The sequence below is a fragment of the Tenacibaculum sp. Cn5-46 genome, from assembly GCF_022347705.1.
GTDB classification, from domain to species: domain Bacteria; phylum Bacteroidota; class Bacteroidia; order Flavobacteriales; family Flavobacteriaceae; genus Polaribacter; species Polaribacter aiptasiae.
Genome location: NZ_JAKRGD010000005.1, coordinates 281,609 through 297,459 on the forward strand (window position 1 = coordinate 281,609; position 15,851 = coordinate 297,459).

22 protein-coding genes are annotated in these 15,851 nt (G+C 30.4%); 18 read left to right on the plus strand and 4 right to left on the minus strand.

Going from position 1 to position 15,851, the window contains the following annotated elements:
* Positions 1-19 precede the first annotated feature (19 nt).
* From MHN29_RS11960 to MHN29_RS12035, 16 genes are all read left to right on the plus strand, one after another.
* On the plus strand, positions 20-778 hold the full coding sequence (locus MHN29_RS11960; RefSeq protein ID WP_235275975.1) for a glycoside hydrolase family 25 protein: 759 nt from the start codon (positions 20-22) through the stop codon (positions 776-778).
* 157 nt (positions 779-935) lie between these two features.
* Positions 936-1,169: a conjugal transfer protein TraF gene (locus tag MHN29_RS11965; RefSeq protein ID WP_235275976.1), complete on the plus strand. Its 234-nt coding sequence runs from the start codon at positions 936-938 to the stop codon at positions 1,167-1,169.
* Between the two features lie 65 nt (positions 1,170-1,234).
* A complete protein-coding gene (locus tag MHN29_RS11970) occupies positions 1,235-1,957 on the plus strand; it encodes a hypothetical protein (protein ID WP_235275977.1) in 723 nt (240 codons plus the stop codon).
* Between the two features lies 1 nt (position 1,958).
* A complete protein-coding gene (locus MHN29_RS11975) occupies positions 1,959-2,225 on the plus strand; it encodes a DUF2024 family protein (protein ID WP_370642808.1) in 267 nt (88 codons plus the stop codon).
* 54 nt (positions 2,226-2,279) lie between these two features.
* Positions 2,280-2,885 (plus strand): MarR family winged helix-turn-helix transcriptional regulator, encoded by a 606-nt coding sequence (locus tag MHN29_RS11980; protein WP_235275979.1) that lies wholly within the window; start codon positions 2,280-2,282, stop codon positions 2,883-2,885.
* A gap of 31 nt (positions 2,886-2,916) precedes the next feature.
* On the plus strand, positions 2,917-3,672 hold the full coding sequence (locus tag MHN29_RS11985; RefSeq protein WP_235275980.1) for an AraC family transcriptional regulator: 756 nt from the start codon (positions 2,917-2,919) through the stop codon (positions 3,670-3,672).
* Positions 3,673-3,737: 65 nt separating this feature from the next.
* On the plus strand, positions 3,738-4,277 hold the full coding sequence (locus tag MHN29_RS11990; protein ID WP_235275981.1) for a dihydrofolate reductase family protein: 540 nt from the start codon (positions 3,738-3,740) through the stop codon (positions 4,275-4,277).
* Between the two features lie 120 nt (positions 4,278-4,397).
* On the plus strand, positions 4,398-5,369 hold the full coding sequence (locus tag MHN29_RS11995; RefSeq protein ID WP_235275982.1) for a hypothetical protein: 972 nt from the start codon (positions 4,398-4,400) through the stop codon (positions 5,367-5,369).
* A 214-nt stretch (positions 5,370-5,583) separates the two neighbouring features.
* Positions 5,584-6,153 (plus strand): hypothetical protein, encoded by a 570-nt coding sequence (locus MHN29_RS12000; RefSeq protein WP_235275983.1) that lies wholly within the window; start codon positions 5,584-5,586, stop codon positions 6,151-6,153.
* 41 nt (positions 6,154-6,194) lie between these two features.
* The gene (locus MHN29_RS12005; protein ID WP_235275984.1) at positions 6,195-6,560 is read left to right on the plus strand and encodes a hypothetical protein; all 366 of its coding nucleotides are present in this window, start codon (positions 6,195-6,197) and stop codon (positions 6,558-6,560) included.
* Positions 6,561-6,588: 28 nt separating this feature from the next.
* Entirely contained in the window at positions 6,589-6,984 is a 396-nt protein-coding gene (locus MHN29_RS12010) for a hypothetical protein (RefSeq protein ID WP_235275985.1), read from the plus strand.
* An 11-nt stretch (positions 6,985-6,995) separates the two neighbouring features.
* Positions 6,996-7,607, plus strand: a complete 612-nt coding sequence (locus tag MHN29_RS12015) for a hypothetical protein (protein WP_235275986.1) — start codon at positions 6,996-6,998, stop codon at positions 7,605-7,607.
* 22 nt (positions 7,608-7,629) lie between these two features.
* Complete coding sequence (locus MHN29_RS12020) at positions 7,630-8,622, plus strand: AhpC/TSA family protein (RefSeq protein ID WP_235275987.1); 993 nt, start codon at positions 7,630-7,632, stop codon at positions 8,620-8,622.
* 42 nt (positions 8,623-8,664) lie between these two features.
* On the plus strand, positions 8,665-9,060 hold the full coding sequence (locus tag MHN29_RS12025; protein WP_235275988.1) for a VOC family protein: 396 nt from the start codon (positions 8,665-8,667) through the stop codon (positions 9,058-9,060).
* A gap of 459 nt (positions 9,061-9,519) precedes the next feature.
* Entirely contained in the window at positions 9,520-10,815 is a 1,296-nt protein-coding gene (locus MHN29_RS12030) for a hypothetical protein (protein ID WP_235275989.1), read from the plus strand.
* A gap of 108 nt (positions 10,816-10,923) precedes the next feature.
* On the plus strand, positions 10,924-11,847 hold the full coding sequence (locus MHN29_RS12035) for a hypothetical protein (protein WP_235275990.1): 924 nt from the start codon (positions 10,924-10,926) through the stop codon (positions 11,845-11,847).
* Positions 11,848-11,937: 90 nt separating this feature from the next.
* On the opposite strand, the gene MHN29_RS12040 is transcribed toward MHN29_RS12035, so the two are convergent.
* Positions 11,938-12,411, minus strand: coding sequence for a helix-turn-helix domain-containing protein (locus tag MHN29_RS12040; RefSeq protein ID WP_235275991.1), 474 nt, complete (start codon positions 12,409-12,411; stop codon positions 11,938-11,940).
* A 173-nt stretch (positions 12,412-12,584) separates the two neighbouring features.
* On the opposite strand from MHN29_RS12040, the gene MHN29_RS12045 reads away from it, so the two are divergent.
* The gene (locus MHN29_RS12045) at positions 12,585-13,205 is read left to right on the plus strand and encodes a Crp/Fnr family transcriptional regulator (protein WP_235275992.1); all 621 of its coding nucleotides are present in this window, start codon (positions 12,585-12,587) and stop codon (positions 13,203-13,205) included.
* A 73-nt stretch (positions 13,206-13,278) separates the two neighbouring features.
* Positions 13,279-14,145, plus strand: coding sequence for a hypothetical protein (locus tag MHN29_RS12050; protein ID WP_235275993.1), 867 nt, complete (start codon positions 13,279-13,281; stop codon positions 14,143-14,145).
* Positions 14,146-14,220: 75 nt separating this feature from the next.
* On the opposite strand, the gene MHN29_RS12055 is transcribed toward MHN29_RS12050, so the two are convergent.
* The 3 genes from MHN29_RS12055 to MHN29_RS12065 all read right to left on the minus strand — a co-directional run bounded on the left by MHN29_RS12055 (position 14,221) and on the right by MHN29_RS12065 (position 15,610).
* On the minus strand, positions 14,221-14,478 hold the full coding sequence (locus MHN29_RS12055) for a hypothetical protein (protein WP_150900872.1): 258 nt from the start codon (positions 14,476-14,478) through the stop codon (positions 14,221-14,223).
* Between the two features lie 94 nt (positions 14,479-14,572).
* Complete coding sequence (locus MHN29_RS12060; RefSeq protein ID WP_150900871.1) at positions 14,573-14,884, minus strand: co-chaperone YbbN; 312 nt, start codon at positions 14,882-14,884, stop codon at positions 14,573-14,575.
* A gap of 84 nt (positions 14,885-14,968) precedes the next feature.
* Complete coding sequence (locus MHN29_RS12065; RefSeq protein WP_150900870.1) at positions 14,969-15,610, minus strand: peroxiredoxin; 642 nt, start codon at positions 15,608-15,610, stop codon at positions 14,969-14,971.
* Between the last annotated feature and the right edge of the window lie 241 nt (positions 15,611-15,851).

Here is a 15,851-nt window from a genome sequence, read left to right on the forward strand (position 1 = left end):
CTAAAAATCAACAAAAACCATGAAACAACTAACCCTTCTTACAGTATTCATAGGACTATTAATATCCTGTAATAGTAAGCCTCAAAAAGAAACAGTAACAACCAAAAAAGCTGTACCACCAGAACTTTCTACTGTTAATTTACATAAAGCATCAACAGCTAATTATATACGAGGAATAGATATTTCCGACTTTCAATCAAACATCAAATGGGAAGATATTAAAGAGTTTGAAGTAAAATTTGTTTTTGTAAAAGCTACTGGAGGAAAAGATTATATCGACCCGAAATTTTTCGATCATTGGAAAAATGCAAAACAACAAAAATTAAAAAGAGGCGCTTATCATTTCTACTATACAACAGACAGCCCTGAAGCACAAGCTGAATTTTTCTCTCAAACCGTTTTAAAATTATCGGATAATAAAGACCTTCCTCCTACTTTAGATTTAGAAACTCGTGGAGTAAACTCAACAATATCTGTTGAAGAATATCAAGAAGGAGTAAAAACATGGCTAAAAATAGTAGAAGAAAGATTTGGTAGAAAACCAATAATTTATGCTTCTACAAATTTTGCAAATCAATATTTAAACAATCCTTTCTTTAGTTCATATCATTTATGGGTTGCGAATTACGATACTGAAATTCCAGAGATACCATCAGCTTGGCAAAAAGTTAGTTGGACTTTTTGGCAAAATAGCGATGACGCCCAAATAATTGGTATTCCTGGTACAGTTGATCATGATTATTTTAATGGAACCATGAAAGAGTTGAATCAATTATAACTATCAACATCTAATAAAACACTGATTTTAAAGCGTTAAAAAATCTAAATAACTAAATCTTATAAGTACATAATTTAAAAAAATACAGAAACATCTTTTTAAGTTAGGATTCCTTACTATATTTGTAAAGCAATAAAACATTAAAAAATAGAACAGTATGAGTAAATCAATTTTTTATCACGCAGGATGTCCTGTATGCATCAGTGCAGAGCACGACATTATTAATCTAGTTGGAGAGCAAAATGTAGAAATAGTTAATATTGGTGAAGACCGAGGTAGAATTCCTGAAGCAGAAAAAGCAGGAGTTAAATCGGTACCAGCATTAGTAACACCAACAGGAAATACTTTACATATTAACTTTGGAGCTTCCATGGCAGATGTAAAAGGCTAATTTTTTTAAATCACATAGTTAGGATTCCTAATTTAATTAGAGTCCTAACTATTAAAACAAATCAAATGAAAACAATACTATCAATACTAACAGCAATACTATTTTTAAGTACCAGTATTTCTTGCGCTCAAAAGAGTAATTACAACAACAACGATTTTGCAATTAAAAATGTCAATGTAACACAGCACTCCGACTTAGGAATCACAGTTTGGGAAATAAGTGTAAATGGAACGGCAGGAAAAACAGTTCCTATCAAAAATGGTCAACTCGATGGTGCTCCAGTACTAGGTTACGTATTCCCAACGAGTTTAAAACCAACAGATGTAGGTTTTAATCAAACAGATGGAATAGTAGCATTAGCTTTGACTTCACATCCCGATTTTGATGATACACCTCTTTGGGACGAAAACAATGATCAAATTTATAATAACGATGGTGTTATCTGGCATCCTCATTGGGTAATATTACACCAAGACAAAAGAGTTGTGGGAGGCTTATCGGTTAAACAATTTAAAAAAGCAGATAAAACGGTGGTTTTACCACCAACAAATCCTGGAATGCCTATGTATATGGATTCCCCAGGTTATCCAGTTACCACAAAAGGCAATACTATAAAAGTAGTAGTTCCAAATTACCGTATGAACAATCAAACAGATTTCAATTACGATGGCGTAACTGCTTTTATGAAAGTAAATACAAGTAATAAAAACTTACCTATGTTAGGAGTTTATGAAGTTTTTAGTGTAGCAAGTGGTAATTTATCTCTTCCTTATAAAGTTAAAAAGTAAAATGATGAAAGTAGCAGTTTGGGACACCTATGTACAAAGAGAAGATGGTAAAACAATGCATTTTGACATTCTAGTACCAGATTATATAACCGAAGAACAAACCATATTCAATTATGGTATGAAATATTTGAAAACAAAACCTTTTAAAACGGATCAATTAACTACAAATGAATGTCGTCTTTGTCATATAGAGCAGGCCACAGAAGCCATGATTATTGCAATAGAAAAAGACAACTATACAATTATAGAAATGGAAAATTGTAATTAATTTAATTAGGATTACTAACTTTGCCTGTCGAACAAACTTCGGCAGGCTATTTCAATGAATAACAGTAATTTCAATCCAGAAGAGCAAGAAAATAATATTTCAAGTAAAATCGTTGCAGGTTTAGAACGAGTTTCTGAAGTATTTAAAATCTTATTGTGGGAAAAAGCCAAGTTGGTTGGATTAAGTCCTATTCAAATTCAGATACTTATATTTATTACGTTTCACAAACAACACTTGTGCAATGTAAGTCATTTAGCTAAAGAGTTTAATGTAACAAAACCAACCATTAGCGATGCCATAAGAGCCTTAGACAAAAAAGGAATGATTATTAAAGATTATTCTTCTGCTGATAGTAGAAGCTATGCTATTATGCTATCAGATAAAGGAAAAGAAATAGTACAACAAGTACACGATTTTTCAAATCCTTTACAACAGCAAATAAATCTTTTTAATCAAGAAGAACAGGAAAGTTTATTTGATACATTAAGTACACTGATATATAAGTTAAATAAAAATGGTATTCTAAGTGTACAACGAACTTGTTATGGCTGCAAGTTCTATGAGAAAAAACAAGATTCGCATTATTGTAATTTACTGAAAAAGAAATTATTAAAATCAGAAATACGATTGGATTGCCCTGAATTTGAAGAGAAAGTTTAGCTTTATTCATAATACAACATAAACAACATCATTGATTCTAGAAAAAACATATCGCCCAAATGCACCATTGAATTATTTTGTGGATATGATATGGATAGGAAAAGCTTCTAATTTAAACCTAAAGTCTAGTCATCATGCTCCCATGTTTACCGAACTCATTTTTAATTATGGTGATACGTTTAAAGTAGAAGGTCAGAATACCGAGACTACATCAAACAAAGGACATCATCAAATTATTTCTGGATTAAAAACAACACCTTTTCAAACAACTGTATCGGGAACCTATGGTTCGGTTGGACTACTCCTAAAACCATTTTGTTATGGAATGCTCCTTCGTAAATTCGATAGCTCCTTAATGAATACTATTTCAGAAATATTGTATGAACATGTTTTTAATACAGAAACACCTAATTTAGACTTAGCAGAAAACTATTTATTAAAGCTGTTTGAACAATCACAATTAGATACGAACTTACTAAAGTTTGAAGAATATCTTTCTTCAGAAATACTAGAAAAAGGAACACTGAAAAACTTCAATCATTCAATCCCTCTTTCACAAAAAAGCTTCATTCAAAAGTTTAAAAAACATTATTTATTGACTCCAAGTGAATATATAAAGTTAAAAAAAGTAAATACTGCTATTCACTTACTAAAAAACAGAACTTCAGAAAAACTAACAGAAATTGCTTTAGCAGCTGGTTTTTACGATCAATCGCATTTTATAAAACTCTTTAAAAAGTTTTATGGGAGCACACCAAAAGAATTTACAAATACAATTCAAGGGTAAATTCTGTACAATTATTTGCAACAGCTATCAACTAGTTTTGCAATCAAATAATAAAACTTTCTAATATGAAAACAAGCAATCAGGTATTTATAGCAACAAGTTTAGACGGATATATAGCAGATAAAAATGGAGGAATAGATTGGTTACACTCAATACCAAATCCAGATAATTCAGATATGGGTTATGCAGATTTTACATCGCAAATAGATGCCTTAGTTATGGGAAGAACAACCTTTGAAACAGTTTGTGGCTTTGATATCGATTGGCCTTATACTAAACCTGTATATGTATTAAGCAATACCCTAAAAGAAGTTCCAGAAGATTTAAAAGACAAGGTATTTTTGGTTAAGGGGGCATTAACTGAAATACTCGCTCAAATTCATAAAAACGGACATCATAACTTATATATTGATGGAGGGAAAACAATACAAAGTTTTTTAAAAGAAGATTTAATTGATAGTATGATTATTACTACGATTCCTAAGCTATTGGGCGGTGGATTTTCTTTATTTGGTGAACTTTCTAAGATGTTAGATTTTGAATGTACAGAGGCAAAAGTTTTTTCAAACAAAGTGCTACAAAGCACATTTATACGTAAAAGATAAGTCGAATCATTGGGAATGTGATTCAGTTAAAATTTTAAGAATACTTTAAAATTTTGTTAAGTTTCTTGCTAATTAATTCGGTGTATTTTACAGCTTACAAAACACTAAAAATTATCCCCAATGAAAAACTTAAGCATCTCCCTACTTACGCTTAGTACTATTGTATTGATGAGTTGCAACTCAACTCCAAAAAAAGAAAAAAACTCAATAAAAGAAGAAGCTACAGATTCAAGAACTGTTCAAATTAAACTAGGAATTACGGGTAATAAAATGTCTAAAGAATGGAAAGAGGCATTACGTAATAGAAAGAGTAGCAAAGTACTCGATTCACTTTCGAAAGTAGAAAAAGAGCTTACTAATGAAGAACAAGAGTGGATAACTTTAATCGAATCTAAAGCAAGTAAATGGAATACAATTAGGGACTCTATAAAAGTACCTTTTGAGAATATCAAATTGAACGATACAGTTACAGTTCTTTTAGGATATCAAGGAGGAGATGATGCTTTTACCCCTAATGTAAAAACCATTTGTCTCGATGTAAACACTTTACAAAGAGAATATGGATCGGCGAAAAAACCTGTAAATGACAATAGAATTGACCGAATATTTGCACATGAGTTTACTCATTTATTACACAAAGAATGGGCTACTAAAAACAATCTAAGTATTAATACATTTAAAGATCAAATATTATGGGAATGTACCTTAGAAGGCTTTGGTATGTATCGTTCAATGTCTAGTAAATGGTTTCCAAAAGGAGATTCTTTATCAGCTACCTCTAAAAAAACGTTTGATAATTTATATCCAATATTTGCAGAAAAAATTATAAAAGTATTAGGTCAACCCAATCTTACTGAAGAAGAAGAAAACGAGATACATGCAAACCTATCGAGAGGGCCTATGAAAAGAAAATGGGGAGCATTACCAGTAGCAGTATGGTTAGCAGCTGAAGCTAAAGGAAATGATAAAAACCTTATAAAATGGGTAAACAAAGGTCCTGATGCTATTGTTCTATTAGCCGAAAAGTATTTAACAGGAGAAAGTAAAGTTGCTTTTGATGAATTCTTAAAAAACAACAAAGACTCTCACTAATTAAAAGATGTTTTTTACTATTAATTATTTTCACTCTAGACAAAATATAATTTTGACTCTAGTGAAAGTTTTATTTTCACTAAAGTAAAGTAAACGTTTCACTCTAGTGAAAATAAATTTTTGCTTCTAATGGAAATTTTATTTTCATTAGAAGCAAAATTGTTTTTAGAACTAAAATAGAATAAGTACATTGGACTCAAAAATTGCAAATAGTATGAAAAGAATCTTATCAATAATTATTATAGCCTTAGTAATTAATAATATCCAAGCTCAAAAAACCGTATCAATACAAGCAAAAGGAAGCTTAGAGTCACCAAATCCTTGTGATTGCGTGGAAATATCTGAAATTACCAATAAGCACAATCCTGCCGATATACTTAACGGGATGGAAAAGTGTATTAAGAAAAAAGAGTTTGATAAGGCTGCTAAACTTTTTGCAATAGCCGGTGTATATGGAAAATACGACTCATATCGAGTAAAAGACAAGAGTGCTCATCAAGCATTATTGGTTCTTCAACAAAAAGTTCTCTTAAATGTGAATGAAGATGAAAAGAACAATGTAATTGCAAGCCTTAACAAAATACTTAAAAAAGGCTCTGAAGAACTGAATAAAGTTTGTCAAGAGATTCGAAAAGTTGGAGCTCCCAAATACCATCCAAAGTATATGATTCAACATGGGATTCAAGCATTTATAAAAAAAGATGGCAACGGATTATCTGAGAATTTTAAAAGTGGCGAATCATGGAAGCTAGCTTTAAAAAGTTATTTACATTGTGATGAATAAAACTTGTTAATCAAACTATAATAATATAAAACAAATTGAAAATGTTTAAATGGTTTAAAAAGAAAAAAAGCACAGAATCTAAAAGCAGCAATGGACCTGATTTTAATGATATAGATAGCAACGACAAGGCTTTCAACTTATTTAAAAAAGGAGAATTAACTAAAATTCATCTAATACCTGTAGAATTTGGAGGTGAAGACAGTAATATTAACATTCTTTATGTTCCTGAATTTGTTAGTGTTTTAAAAATGCGATTCGATCAAATGATTGAAGATTTGTTAATTGAAGGAAAAGAGTTAAGTTATTCAGCCAATCCAGAATATAAAGGAAAAAGCTTTATCCCTTCTGCTTTAAAAATTAGTGTTACAGGCGACTCTGAGTTTACAGAAGTTATTGAAATTTGGTAAACAATAGTTTAAACATTCTATTAAGTTTATGATAGATAATCAACTAACTTACATATTACTTGGGGCAATTGGACAATTGATATTGTGGTTATCGTACAAGATTCTTAAAAAACAGAAAATATATTTTAGTCTTTTGTTCCTAACGATTTTGATAGCTTTATTTGGTTATTTAAATATTGATAGGGAATCATTACAAATGACAAATGGAAATGCTGCCCAGTGGACTCTTTTTCCTTTACTTTTCATGATTTATTATTGGATTTTCCGTCAATTATTTTTAAAAATATTTAAAAGTGAACCACTAATGGTAAGTTACATGGAAACATATTCAGCTGAAGCTGCTTACAGAGGTTTACATATAGGTGACTTAATCTTCACCTTATCAACACTAATGCTCCCTTTTTTAACAACTTTACTATTTTAAAACAAAACCTTATGTCAAAAAGAAAATCATTCTGGTACAGCATTATATTAGAGTCAGCAATGATAATATTTAGTGTATTTATTGCTTTATTCATTAACGAATGGAAAAATGAAAAAAATGAGGCTAAAAGGACTGAATTGATAGTTCAAAATATCAAAAGTGAAATCCAAAACAATAGAAAAATTATACAAAACATCATTGGATACCACGAAAAGATAATGAACAACATTAGTCAACCTGACAATAAACAAATACTCGAACAAAAGTTTTTCAAAAATGCTTACTTTTCAATAGGAGAAATAGCTCCGAAAGGAATTATACAAGAGCATTTTCATGATATTGCCTGGGCAGTAGCTAAGGAAGACAAAATTACCAATCGAATCTCTTTGGAGGAATCTCAAGTACTTTTTGCTGTTTATGAACAACAAAACCTTATTAAAGGAACAATAAAAGATATCATCAATTTATTAACCTCACGTGAAGTCCATAAAATAGAGTTGGTAAGTGAAAACGTGATTGTTTTTAAAATATTAATGAATGAGTTAATTGGACAAGAAAAAATGCTAGAAACTAATTATAAAAACGCATTAGCACTAATTACAAAAAGAAAAAACAAAAGTTAACAGCAAACAAAAAACAAACTCTATGAGAAAACTAATATTTGGAATAGTAACCTTAATTGCTATTTCTTGCGTTGAAAAACCAAAAAAGGAATTTTCTTTAAAAGGAACAACCAATGGAATGGAAGAAGGAACAATCCTTTACATGGAAAACAATAACGATCTAATAGATTCAACAAAAATTCAAAACAATTCCTTTACTTTTAATACCAAGCTACCTAAAGCCCCTTTTCAAGTAGTTTTACGAACAAAAAATTTTTCCCATTATAGATTTCTGTGGTTAGAAAACAACCCCATGACTTTTAACGCAACTCAAACAGATTTTAGCAATGCAATTGTAACTGGTTCTAACGAAGAGAACTTAAGTCAAACCTTAAAAAAAGAAACAGATTCACTTTCTAGAGAAGAGAGTTTAATAAAGAACTTTGAGTTTGTTGATAAAAACCCTAATAGCATCAATAGTGCATATATACTCTCAGTTTTTTCAACAACTTGGGGAAAAGAACAAACAAAAAAACTATTTGACCAATTTTCAACAGAGAACAAAAATTCTGAATACGGAAAAAGCATTGCTAAATACATTGAACTAAATAAAAATCCAAAAATCGGAGAAAAGTATGTCGATTTTGAAATGGAAGACACCAATGGAAAAATAAGAAAGCTATCTGATTTCAATGGTAAATTGGTCTTATTAGAATTTTGGGCCTCTAATTGCTGGCCTTGTAGACAGGAAAACCCAAACTTGGTAAAGACTTATGAAACATTTAACCCAAAGGGATTCGAAATTTTTTCTGTATCTAAAGACATAGAAAAGGAAGACTGGTTAAAAGCAATTGAAAAAGACAAATTACCTTGGTTACAAGTTAGCGATTTAAAAGGCAGTAATAATTCAGCTTCTTTAATCTATGGTATTAATGGAATTCCTGATAATTTTTTGATTGACCAAAATGGAATAATAGTTGGACGCAATTTACGTGGAGAAAAATTAAATGAAAAACTGAGTGAATTATTAAATTAATTCCAGTTGCTAACAATGGTTATAAATATTTAAAAAGTAAAAATGACATTCGACCGAACAGGAATAATACTATACACTAAAGAGTATCTAAAATGTGTTGACTTTTACCAAAACGTTATTGGGCTTTCTAAAATGTTTGAAACCGAATATCTTACTTGTTTCAAATTTGGAGAAGCATACCTTATGGTAGAACTTGATAGTGAACAAACTGACAAGTTAGACAAAACTGAAAGAATAAAAACTTGTCTTAGAATGAATGTTAAAAATGTAAAAGAATTAGCAGACAGACTGAAGAATAATAATACACCTGTAGACTATCAAGAGCATACATGGGGAACGGTAGCTAAGTTTTTTGACCCTGATGGTAATTTGTGTGCATTTAAGGATAGTGACAAATTTGAAAAACAAATCGAAAATTATACCCGTAACATCAACTAAAAGACACAGGTTGAAAAACCAAATATTTTCAGCATCAATCTCGTGAGCAATGCTCACTCGAGCGAGTGAGCTTTACTCACCCGTACCTGTGAAAGATACTCACTCGAGCTTGTGAGTCTTGCTCACTCGTACGAGTGAATAACACTAAAATAAAAATACAAGCTCTCATACTTAACTTATTTGTAATACTAACATAGAATTAGTACATTGAACTCGTAAAAATTGTGAAAGCAATAGTCCCCTATTCCTTTTATTTTTAAATACAATACGAAGTTATACATTCTTAACGGATACCCGTAAAAGAATGCTATAGGCTATACTTACTTTAGCATTAAATAGCTGTTAAATAAGCAGACTATTAAGAACTAAAAGTTCCGCATAGCCGACCAAAATAGACAAATAAAAGGAATAAACACCCACATACAAATAAGTTAGAACAAATCCGAATAAACTAAATAAATGAGCGAAGAAATCAAAGAAAAAGAAACTCCAAATAAAACAGTCAATCATATTTATGAACAATTTATTCAAAACATAGAAAGCGTTGAAGCATTCTATAATACTTTTGCTATTAAAGCACTAGAGCATGACAAATTCATATTAGAATCTAGAAAAAATCATTTAGAAAGTGTTATTCTAAAAACATTCGGAGAAAAAGGTCTTGACGATTTCATTAAGGAAATTGAAAAAGAAGATATTGAAGACAAAACATCTATGAAGGAAATAGAATCAAAAGATGACACTAGCGATGAAATTCCTGAAGAAAAGTTAGATGATTTAATTTATGAAATGTCGAAAACCCCGAAACTACATGAAAAAAATTTCGAAATACTTTCAAACGGTACATTCCTAATTCTTAACAATCATTTTGAATATTTATTTGCAGATTTACTGACTTTTCATTTCACTTCAAACAAGGCTGTATTAGAGGAAAAAAATATTTCGATATCACTAAATGAATTAAAAAATTATTCTTCAGTAGAGGAAGCCTATAATGACATTCTTTTCAAAGAAGTCGAGAAAATATTATTAGACTTATCGTTTGATGAAATCAAAAATTATTTCAAAAAATTGGATGTTAGTCTTTCAGAAGAACTTATCAATTGGGAACTAATTAACGAGGTACGTGAGAGAAGGCATTTAATTGTACACAATAATTCAATAGTCAATAAAAAATATATAAATCGTACTAACAATTTATTTAACCATGCGTTAGGAAGTCAACTTAAAATAGAAACTAAGTACTTACGCAAAGCTATTTCAGAAATAAAGTTAGCAGGAATTGTATTAACTATGAATTGTTGGGGTAAGTGGGATAAAGATAACATCACTAATGCTATTGGTGAATTAATGGATTTAACCTTCGAACTTTTAAAAAGTAATCAAAATGAACTTGTTCTAAAAGTATGTGAGTATATAAACAAAAATATCAAACCAAGGAATGACAATGAAGAATCCTATATTTTACGAGCAAAAGTCAATGATTGTATTGCGTTAAAAAGACTTAAGAAAAATGATGATTTAGCTAAGAAACTCAAAGTTTTTAGAACAAGCTCGCTATCACCTATTTTCAAAATTGCAAAACATTTGTTGAAAAATGAACATGAGCAAACAATTCCATTAATTAAACAAGCCATTATTGTTGATGATTTAATATTAGACGATTTCTTGGAATGGCCTCTCTTTGAAGATTTGAGAAAAGATGAAAAATTTAAAGTTGAAGCAGAAGAAGAATTTAAAAAAAACTTGCTCTAACAATGGCTACAAGTAATTACTTGTTCTTGCTTACTTACTAAGTTAGGCGCTCCCCTACGCAACTACTCATAGCCAATACTGCTGCGTGTCAGCTACCAAAAACAGAGAATGAAATTTAAAATTGGAATTTTAGCTTTATTATTTTCTTTTAATTGCTTTGCTCATAGAGACAGAGTAATCAGAAAAACATATGGTAATGTGAAAATCTATATGAAAACAGGATTTGAATATTCTGACATCGATAAAATTCAAATTATTGGTCAATTATCAGAAAAGTTATCTGAACGTTTGCATTATAAGGACACAATATTTATCGAATATATCCAGGACTACACAAACGAATATGATAATGATTTGTATCTATTGGAATTCAATAATTCTAATTATAAAATAATTGATGGAATAAAATCTGAATATACAATTAAATCAAACAATTCTGGATTGTCTGTTAGAATTTACGCAGACCGAATTAATATTGTTGAAGTTTTAAAACTTGTAGAATTTACTATAACTAATAAGGAAAAAACAAACTCTTATCTGACTAAAAAAGAAATTGGTTTTAATAGGTATAAAGAACAACATTTGAGTGCTATTGCAACTGATGACAAAATAATTGATAAGATTTACTCTTCAAAATCTAAATTAATTAAAGAATTGATTAACAAAAGGTTTTTAATTAAAGAGCAAGACAATTATGGAATTGAAATTTATTGGATGAACGATAAATATATTTTCGAATACAATCATATTTATAGTGATAAACAAGAATTTGTGTTTGAATTAAAAGACTATTTTTATCATAAGTATCTTAATGCAAATGATATTTTAATTTTCTTAGACAAAAACTCTTTTTACTATTTAGACGGAACTAATGATAAGAAAAAAGAGTTGATAAAAATGGACAATAAAAGCTATGCGCCATTAATAACAATAGATTTCGGAAATAAAGTTTTGTTTCATCCATTTAGAAACAGAAACGAATTAAGCATATTTCTAAAGGATAAAAACAAAGTAATATCGAAATTTGAATAACAAAAACTGAACGTACAACAATGGCTATAAGTAATTATTTATTAGAATATTAGCAAATTGAAGCCCTTAACCGACGGTTATGAGAGACCATTACTCCTTCCCAAACTTTTTCTCTAATAGTTTACGTTCCCAATCCTTATCAAAAAAATTGAAAACCTTAATAGAATATATTCCAATTACAAGAAGCCAAGAAAACAAAGTCCATACTAATAAAAGCCAGTTAGAACCATCTATAAAAACAAGTATTATAGGCAGTAACATACTTAACAATGCAATAGCAACAAGCTTGTACAACCCCTTAACTTTTTCAAGATAAGCAGTCTCTTTTTTTAATTGAGCAACATCAATTTCCTTCTTCACATCGGTTATGGTAGTTTCAAAGACAGCAGCTAAAGATTTTAAAGACTCTAATCCCGCATTTTCACCATTCTCAATTCGCTGAATGGTTCTTACACTTAGTCCACTCATAGTCGCTAATTGTTCTTGCGACCAATGACGTGCTAATCGCATTTTTTTAAGATCTCTTATGGTATTCGTATCACTAGTCATTCCTTTCTCAGACATGTATTAAATTGTTTTCTGCAAAGATAAACATCAATCACACTTTAGCCTTTATACCAATAAGACTCTAAGCTGACAGTAACATGACAATACTATGACACTTACAATAAGAAAACAATAAAATAAAAAACTGAAAGCAATTTTATCTAATTTTGCACTTAGGTAGATAAAAATAGATGATAGAGAATTTTATAAATCAATTAGGAATAACTGAGGAGGCATTACAAAATGAACTTCGAGAAATTGCTAGTATAAGTACGCACCAAAAAGGAGAATTCATCATTAAAAACAATCAATACATAAAAGTGTTAAAAATTGTATTGAAAGGAAAAGTACGAGTATACCAAGAAAATGAAGACAGAGAAATTCTTATCTACTATTTAAATGCTATGGAAGCCTGTACCCTATCGCTTTCTGCTTGCTTTGAAGATTGTAAAAGTACCGTAAATGCCATTGTAGAAGAAGAATGTACCCTGATAAACATTCCAGTACGATTTGTAAGAGATTGGAACTTTAAATACAAATCCTGGAACACATTTACTACCAAAACATTTAGAGAAAGCTATAATCACTTAATAAATCAGTATGCCAATCTAGCCTTCCAACCCTTAAAAGATCGTTTGTTCGATTATCTCCTTGCTAAGGCAGATAACAATATTGTAAAAAAATCACACCAAGAATTAGCCAGAGAATTAGGAACTACAAGAGAAGTTATTTCCCGCTTATTAAAGAAATTAGAAAAAAATAATCAACTTCATTTAGGACAAAAAGAAATTGTTTTACTAAATAATTCCTAAGCTTGTGACAAAAGGCACAGGTATGCCGTCTACAATCTATTTTTCTTTGTATCGGATATAAAACACAATAGATATGAGAAATTTAAGAGCAAGAATACTTACGGTATTATTAGGAGTAAGCGCCTTAACTTTTGGACAAAACACCCAAGCATTTTCAGCATACAAACCAACAGCACAACATAAAGTAGCCTTAGAAGTATTAGAGGCAAGCAAAGAATGGATTGCCAACTTTAACAAAGGAAATGCAAAAGCATGTGTAAATGGCTATATACAAAATGCGGTAATGAATGCCCAACCGTTTGGAGTCAAGAAAGGGAAAAAAGAAGTATCAGAATTTTGGACGCCTTTTATACAATCGGGAGCAACCAATTTAATTTATACCAATGTACAAATAGAAGTAGCTAATAAAACAACAGCTTTCTTATCGGCAAACTGGAGTATGAATGTAGGTAGAGGAATTATTTATCAAGAAAAATGGGTAAAAAAAGAAGGTAAATGGTTACTAAGCTACGATAACTTTGAGGTTTTAGAGAAATTTAAAACACCACAAGAAAATAAAACAAATCCAATAGCAAGTCATATAGCATTAGAAGAAGTAATTAAAGCATCGATAGAATGGATTCAAGGATTTAATGCAGGAAAAGGAGCAGTATGCGGTAATGGATATTCAGAAAAAGCAACCATGAATGCAGTACCATTTGCATCATTAAACGCTAAAAAAGGCATTCAAGGATTTTGGACACAATTAATAGCCAAAGGTGCAAAGAACTTAATCTATAACAATCCAATATTTACAGCAAAAACGGCCAACAGTGTTACTTTATCATCACAATGGAGCATGAATATTGGAGAAGGAAAAATTTACCTAGAAAAGTGGGAAAAGGTAAGTGGGGAATGGTTGTTAACTTATGATGAATTTCAAGTATTAAAACAATACTAATAATTCATATACAACAACCGTAAACAAAAAATCCCGAGTATGATACTCGGGATTTTTATATAGTATAGGTTTAAACTATTTATCAATTGATCCTAAAACACGTTTCATAAAATTATTCAACGCTTCTTTTTTAGGGGTACCATCTTTTACCATTTTATCAACCTCAATAGCACCGTACATATTCGATATTAACTCACCTATAACGTCTAACTCCTCATCTTTTAAAGAAGGAACTTCAGTTAAAGCTTCTAAAGTTTCAATCGTTTCTAGTACGTAATCTTGGTCGTTTTCTTCAATAAAAGAAGTTAAGTGTTTAATAACTGGTAATTTCATATTATTATTTTGTCATTGCGAAGCAAATAGAATTTGCTGTGGCAATCTGTTAGTTTAAAAAAGATTACTTCACTACGTTCGTAATGACGTTTTATTATGCTACTACTTCGTTTACCAAGTCTTTTAAAACATCAAACTTGTTCGTTTGAACTTGGTTTACAAATTTACCATCTACAAAAGTTGCAAACGTTGGTAAGTTACTTACATCTGCTAACTTTCTACTTTCAGGAAACTTTTCAGCATCAACAATTACAAAAGCAGTATCTTCATTTTCAGAAGATAACTTTTTAAATTTTGGCTTCATAATACGGCAGTTACCACACCAAGTAGCCGAAAATTGTACTACTACTTTTGAGTTGCTTGAAACGATTTCTGTTAAATTATCTTGACTTAATTCTTGTACCATAGTTTATATTGTTTCCGAAAGGAGCTCGTGCTCGACCCCTTCACTTATCTCACACGAACTTGATTCCTTTCTTTTATTATTATATTAGTTTACAGCTAAATATTCTGCAGTAGCTTTGGCGTTAGGTTGCATTGCTTCTTTACCTTCTTCCCAGTTTGCTGGACAAACCTCACCTTTTTCTTGTACGTGAGTGTAAGCATCAATTAAACGTAAAAATTCGTTTACGTTACGACCAACTGGCATGTGGTTTACACCTTCGTGAAATACAGTTCCTTCTTCGTCAATTAAATAAGTAGCTCTATAAGTAACGTTATCACCTTCAACTTGTACAGTTTGAGTAGCTTCGTCAAATACTTCATTAGTAATATCTAAAATACCTAAGATTGAAGATAAGTTACGGTTACTATCTGCTAATAAAGGATAAGTAACACCTTCAATTCCTCCGTTATCTTTAGATTGGTTTAACCAAGCAAAGTGTACTTCAGGAGTATCACAAGAAGCTCCAATTACCATAGTGTTTCTTTTCTCAAACTCACCTAAAGCTGCTTGGAAAGCGTGTAATTCAGTAGGACAAACAAAAGTAAAATCTTTTGGGTACCAGAATAATAATACTTTCTTTTTGTTATTTGCTGCTTCTTCTAAAACATTTAACTTAAAAGTATCTCCCATTTCGTTCATTGCATCAACGCTTAAATTTGGGAATTTCTTACCAACTAATGTAGCCATTTTATATTATTTTAATGATTAAAAATTTTTTTACAGCGGCAAAGATATTTTATTCTTCAAGCTTTAAAAGCTTAAAAACAACTTTATTTTTTTATTCCACTATAGGTTTTTTCGATGTGGTAAAAAACAGTCAAAAAAGGCCTCCAAAAAATCGCAAATCTGCGCTTCGTTACATAAATAAAACCAATCACTTAGGGTGTCAACCATAAAAACAAACAATCGCAATAATAACATTAACTTA

Excerpts from the sequence above, each read along its gene's own strand:
- MHN29_RS11960 (WP_235275975.1), top strand. The coding sequence starts at position 20 with ATGAAACAACTAACCCTTCTTACAGTATTCATAGGACTATTAATATCC.
- MHN29_RS11965 (WP_235275976.1), top strand. The coding sequence starts at position 936 with ATGAGTAAATCAATTTTTTATCACGCAGGATGTCCTGTATGCATCAGT.
- MHN29_RS11970 (WP_235275977.1), top strand. The coding sequence starts at position 1,235 with ATGAAAACAATACTATCAATACTAACAGCAATACTATTTTTAAGTACC.
- MHN29_RS11975 (WP_370642808.1), top strand. The coding sequence starts at position 1,959 with ATGATGAAAGTAGCAGTTTGGGACACCTATGTACAAAGAGAAGATGGT.
- MHN29_RS11980 (WP_235275979.1), top strand. The coding sequence starts at position 2,280 with ATGAATAACAGTAATTTCAATCCAGAAGAGCAAGAAAATAATATTTCA.
- MHN29_RS11990 (WP_235275981.1), top strand. The coding sequence starts at position 3,738 with ATGAAAACAAGCAATCAGGTATTTATAGCAACAAGTTTAGACGGATAT.
- MHN29_RS11995 (WP_235275982.1), top strand. The coding sequence starts at position 4,398 with ATGAAAAACTTAAGCATCTCCCTACTTACGCTTAGTACTATTGTATTG.
- MHN29_RS12000 (WP_235275983.1), top strand. The coding sequence starts at position 5,584 with ATGAAAAGAATCTTATCAATAATTATTATAGCCTTAGTAATTAATAAT.
- MHN29_RS12005 (WP_235275984.1), top strand. The coding sequence starts at position 6,195 with ATGTTTAAATGGTTTAAAAAGAAAAAAAGCACAGAATCTAAAAGCAGC.
- MHN29_RS12010 (WP_235275985.1), top strand. The coding sequence starts at position 6,589 with ATGATAGATAATCAACTAACTTACATATTACTTGGGGCAATTGGACAA.
- MHN29_RS12015 (WP_235275986.1), top strand. The coding sequence starts at position 6,996 with ATGTCAAAAAGAAAATCATTCTGGTACAGCATTATATTAGAGTCAGCA.
- MHN29_RS12020 (WP_235275987.1), top strand. The coding sequence starts at position 7,630 with ATGAGAAAACTAATATTTGGAATAGTAACCTTAATTGCTATTTCTTGC.
- MHN29_RS12025 (WP_235275988.1), top strand. The coding sequence starts at position 8,665 with ATGACATTCGACCGAACAGGAATAATACTATACACTAAAGAGTATCTA.
- MHN29_RS12030 (WP_235275989.1), top strand. The coding sequence starts at position 9,520 with ATGAGCGAAGAAATCAAAGAAAAAGAAACTCCAAATAAAACAGTCAAT.
- MHN29_RS12035 (WP_235275990.1), top strand. The coding sequence starts at position 10,924 with ATGAAATTTAAAATTGGAATTTTAGCTTTATTATTTTCTTTTAATTGC.
- MHN29_RS12040 (WP_235275991.1), bottom strand. The coding sequence starts at position 12,411 with ATGTCTGAGAAAGGAATGACTAGTGATACGAATACCATAAGAGATCTT.
- MHN29_RS12045 (WP_235275992.1), top strand. The coding sequence starts at position 12,585 with ATGATAGAGAATTTTATAAATCAATTAGGAATAACTGAGGAGGCATTA.
- MHN29_RS12050 (WP_235275993.1), top strand. The coding sequence starts at position 13,279 with ATGAGAAATTTAAGAGCAAGAATACTTACGGTATTATTAGGAGTAAGC.
- MHN29_RS12055 (WP_150900872.1), bottom strand. The coding sequence starts at position 14,478 with ATGAAATTACCAGTTATTAAACACTTAACTTCTTTTATTGAAGAAAAC.
- MHN29_RS12060 (WP_150900871.1), bottom strand. The coding sequence starts at position 14,884 with ATGGTACAAGAATTAAGTCAAGATAATTTAACAGAAATCGTTTCAAGC.
- MHN29_RS12065 (WP_150900870.1), bottom strand. The coding sequence starts at position 15,610 with ATGGCTACATTAGTTGGTAAGAAATTCCCAAATTTAAGCGTTGATGCA.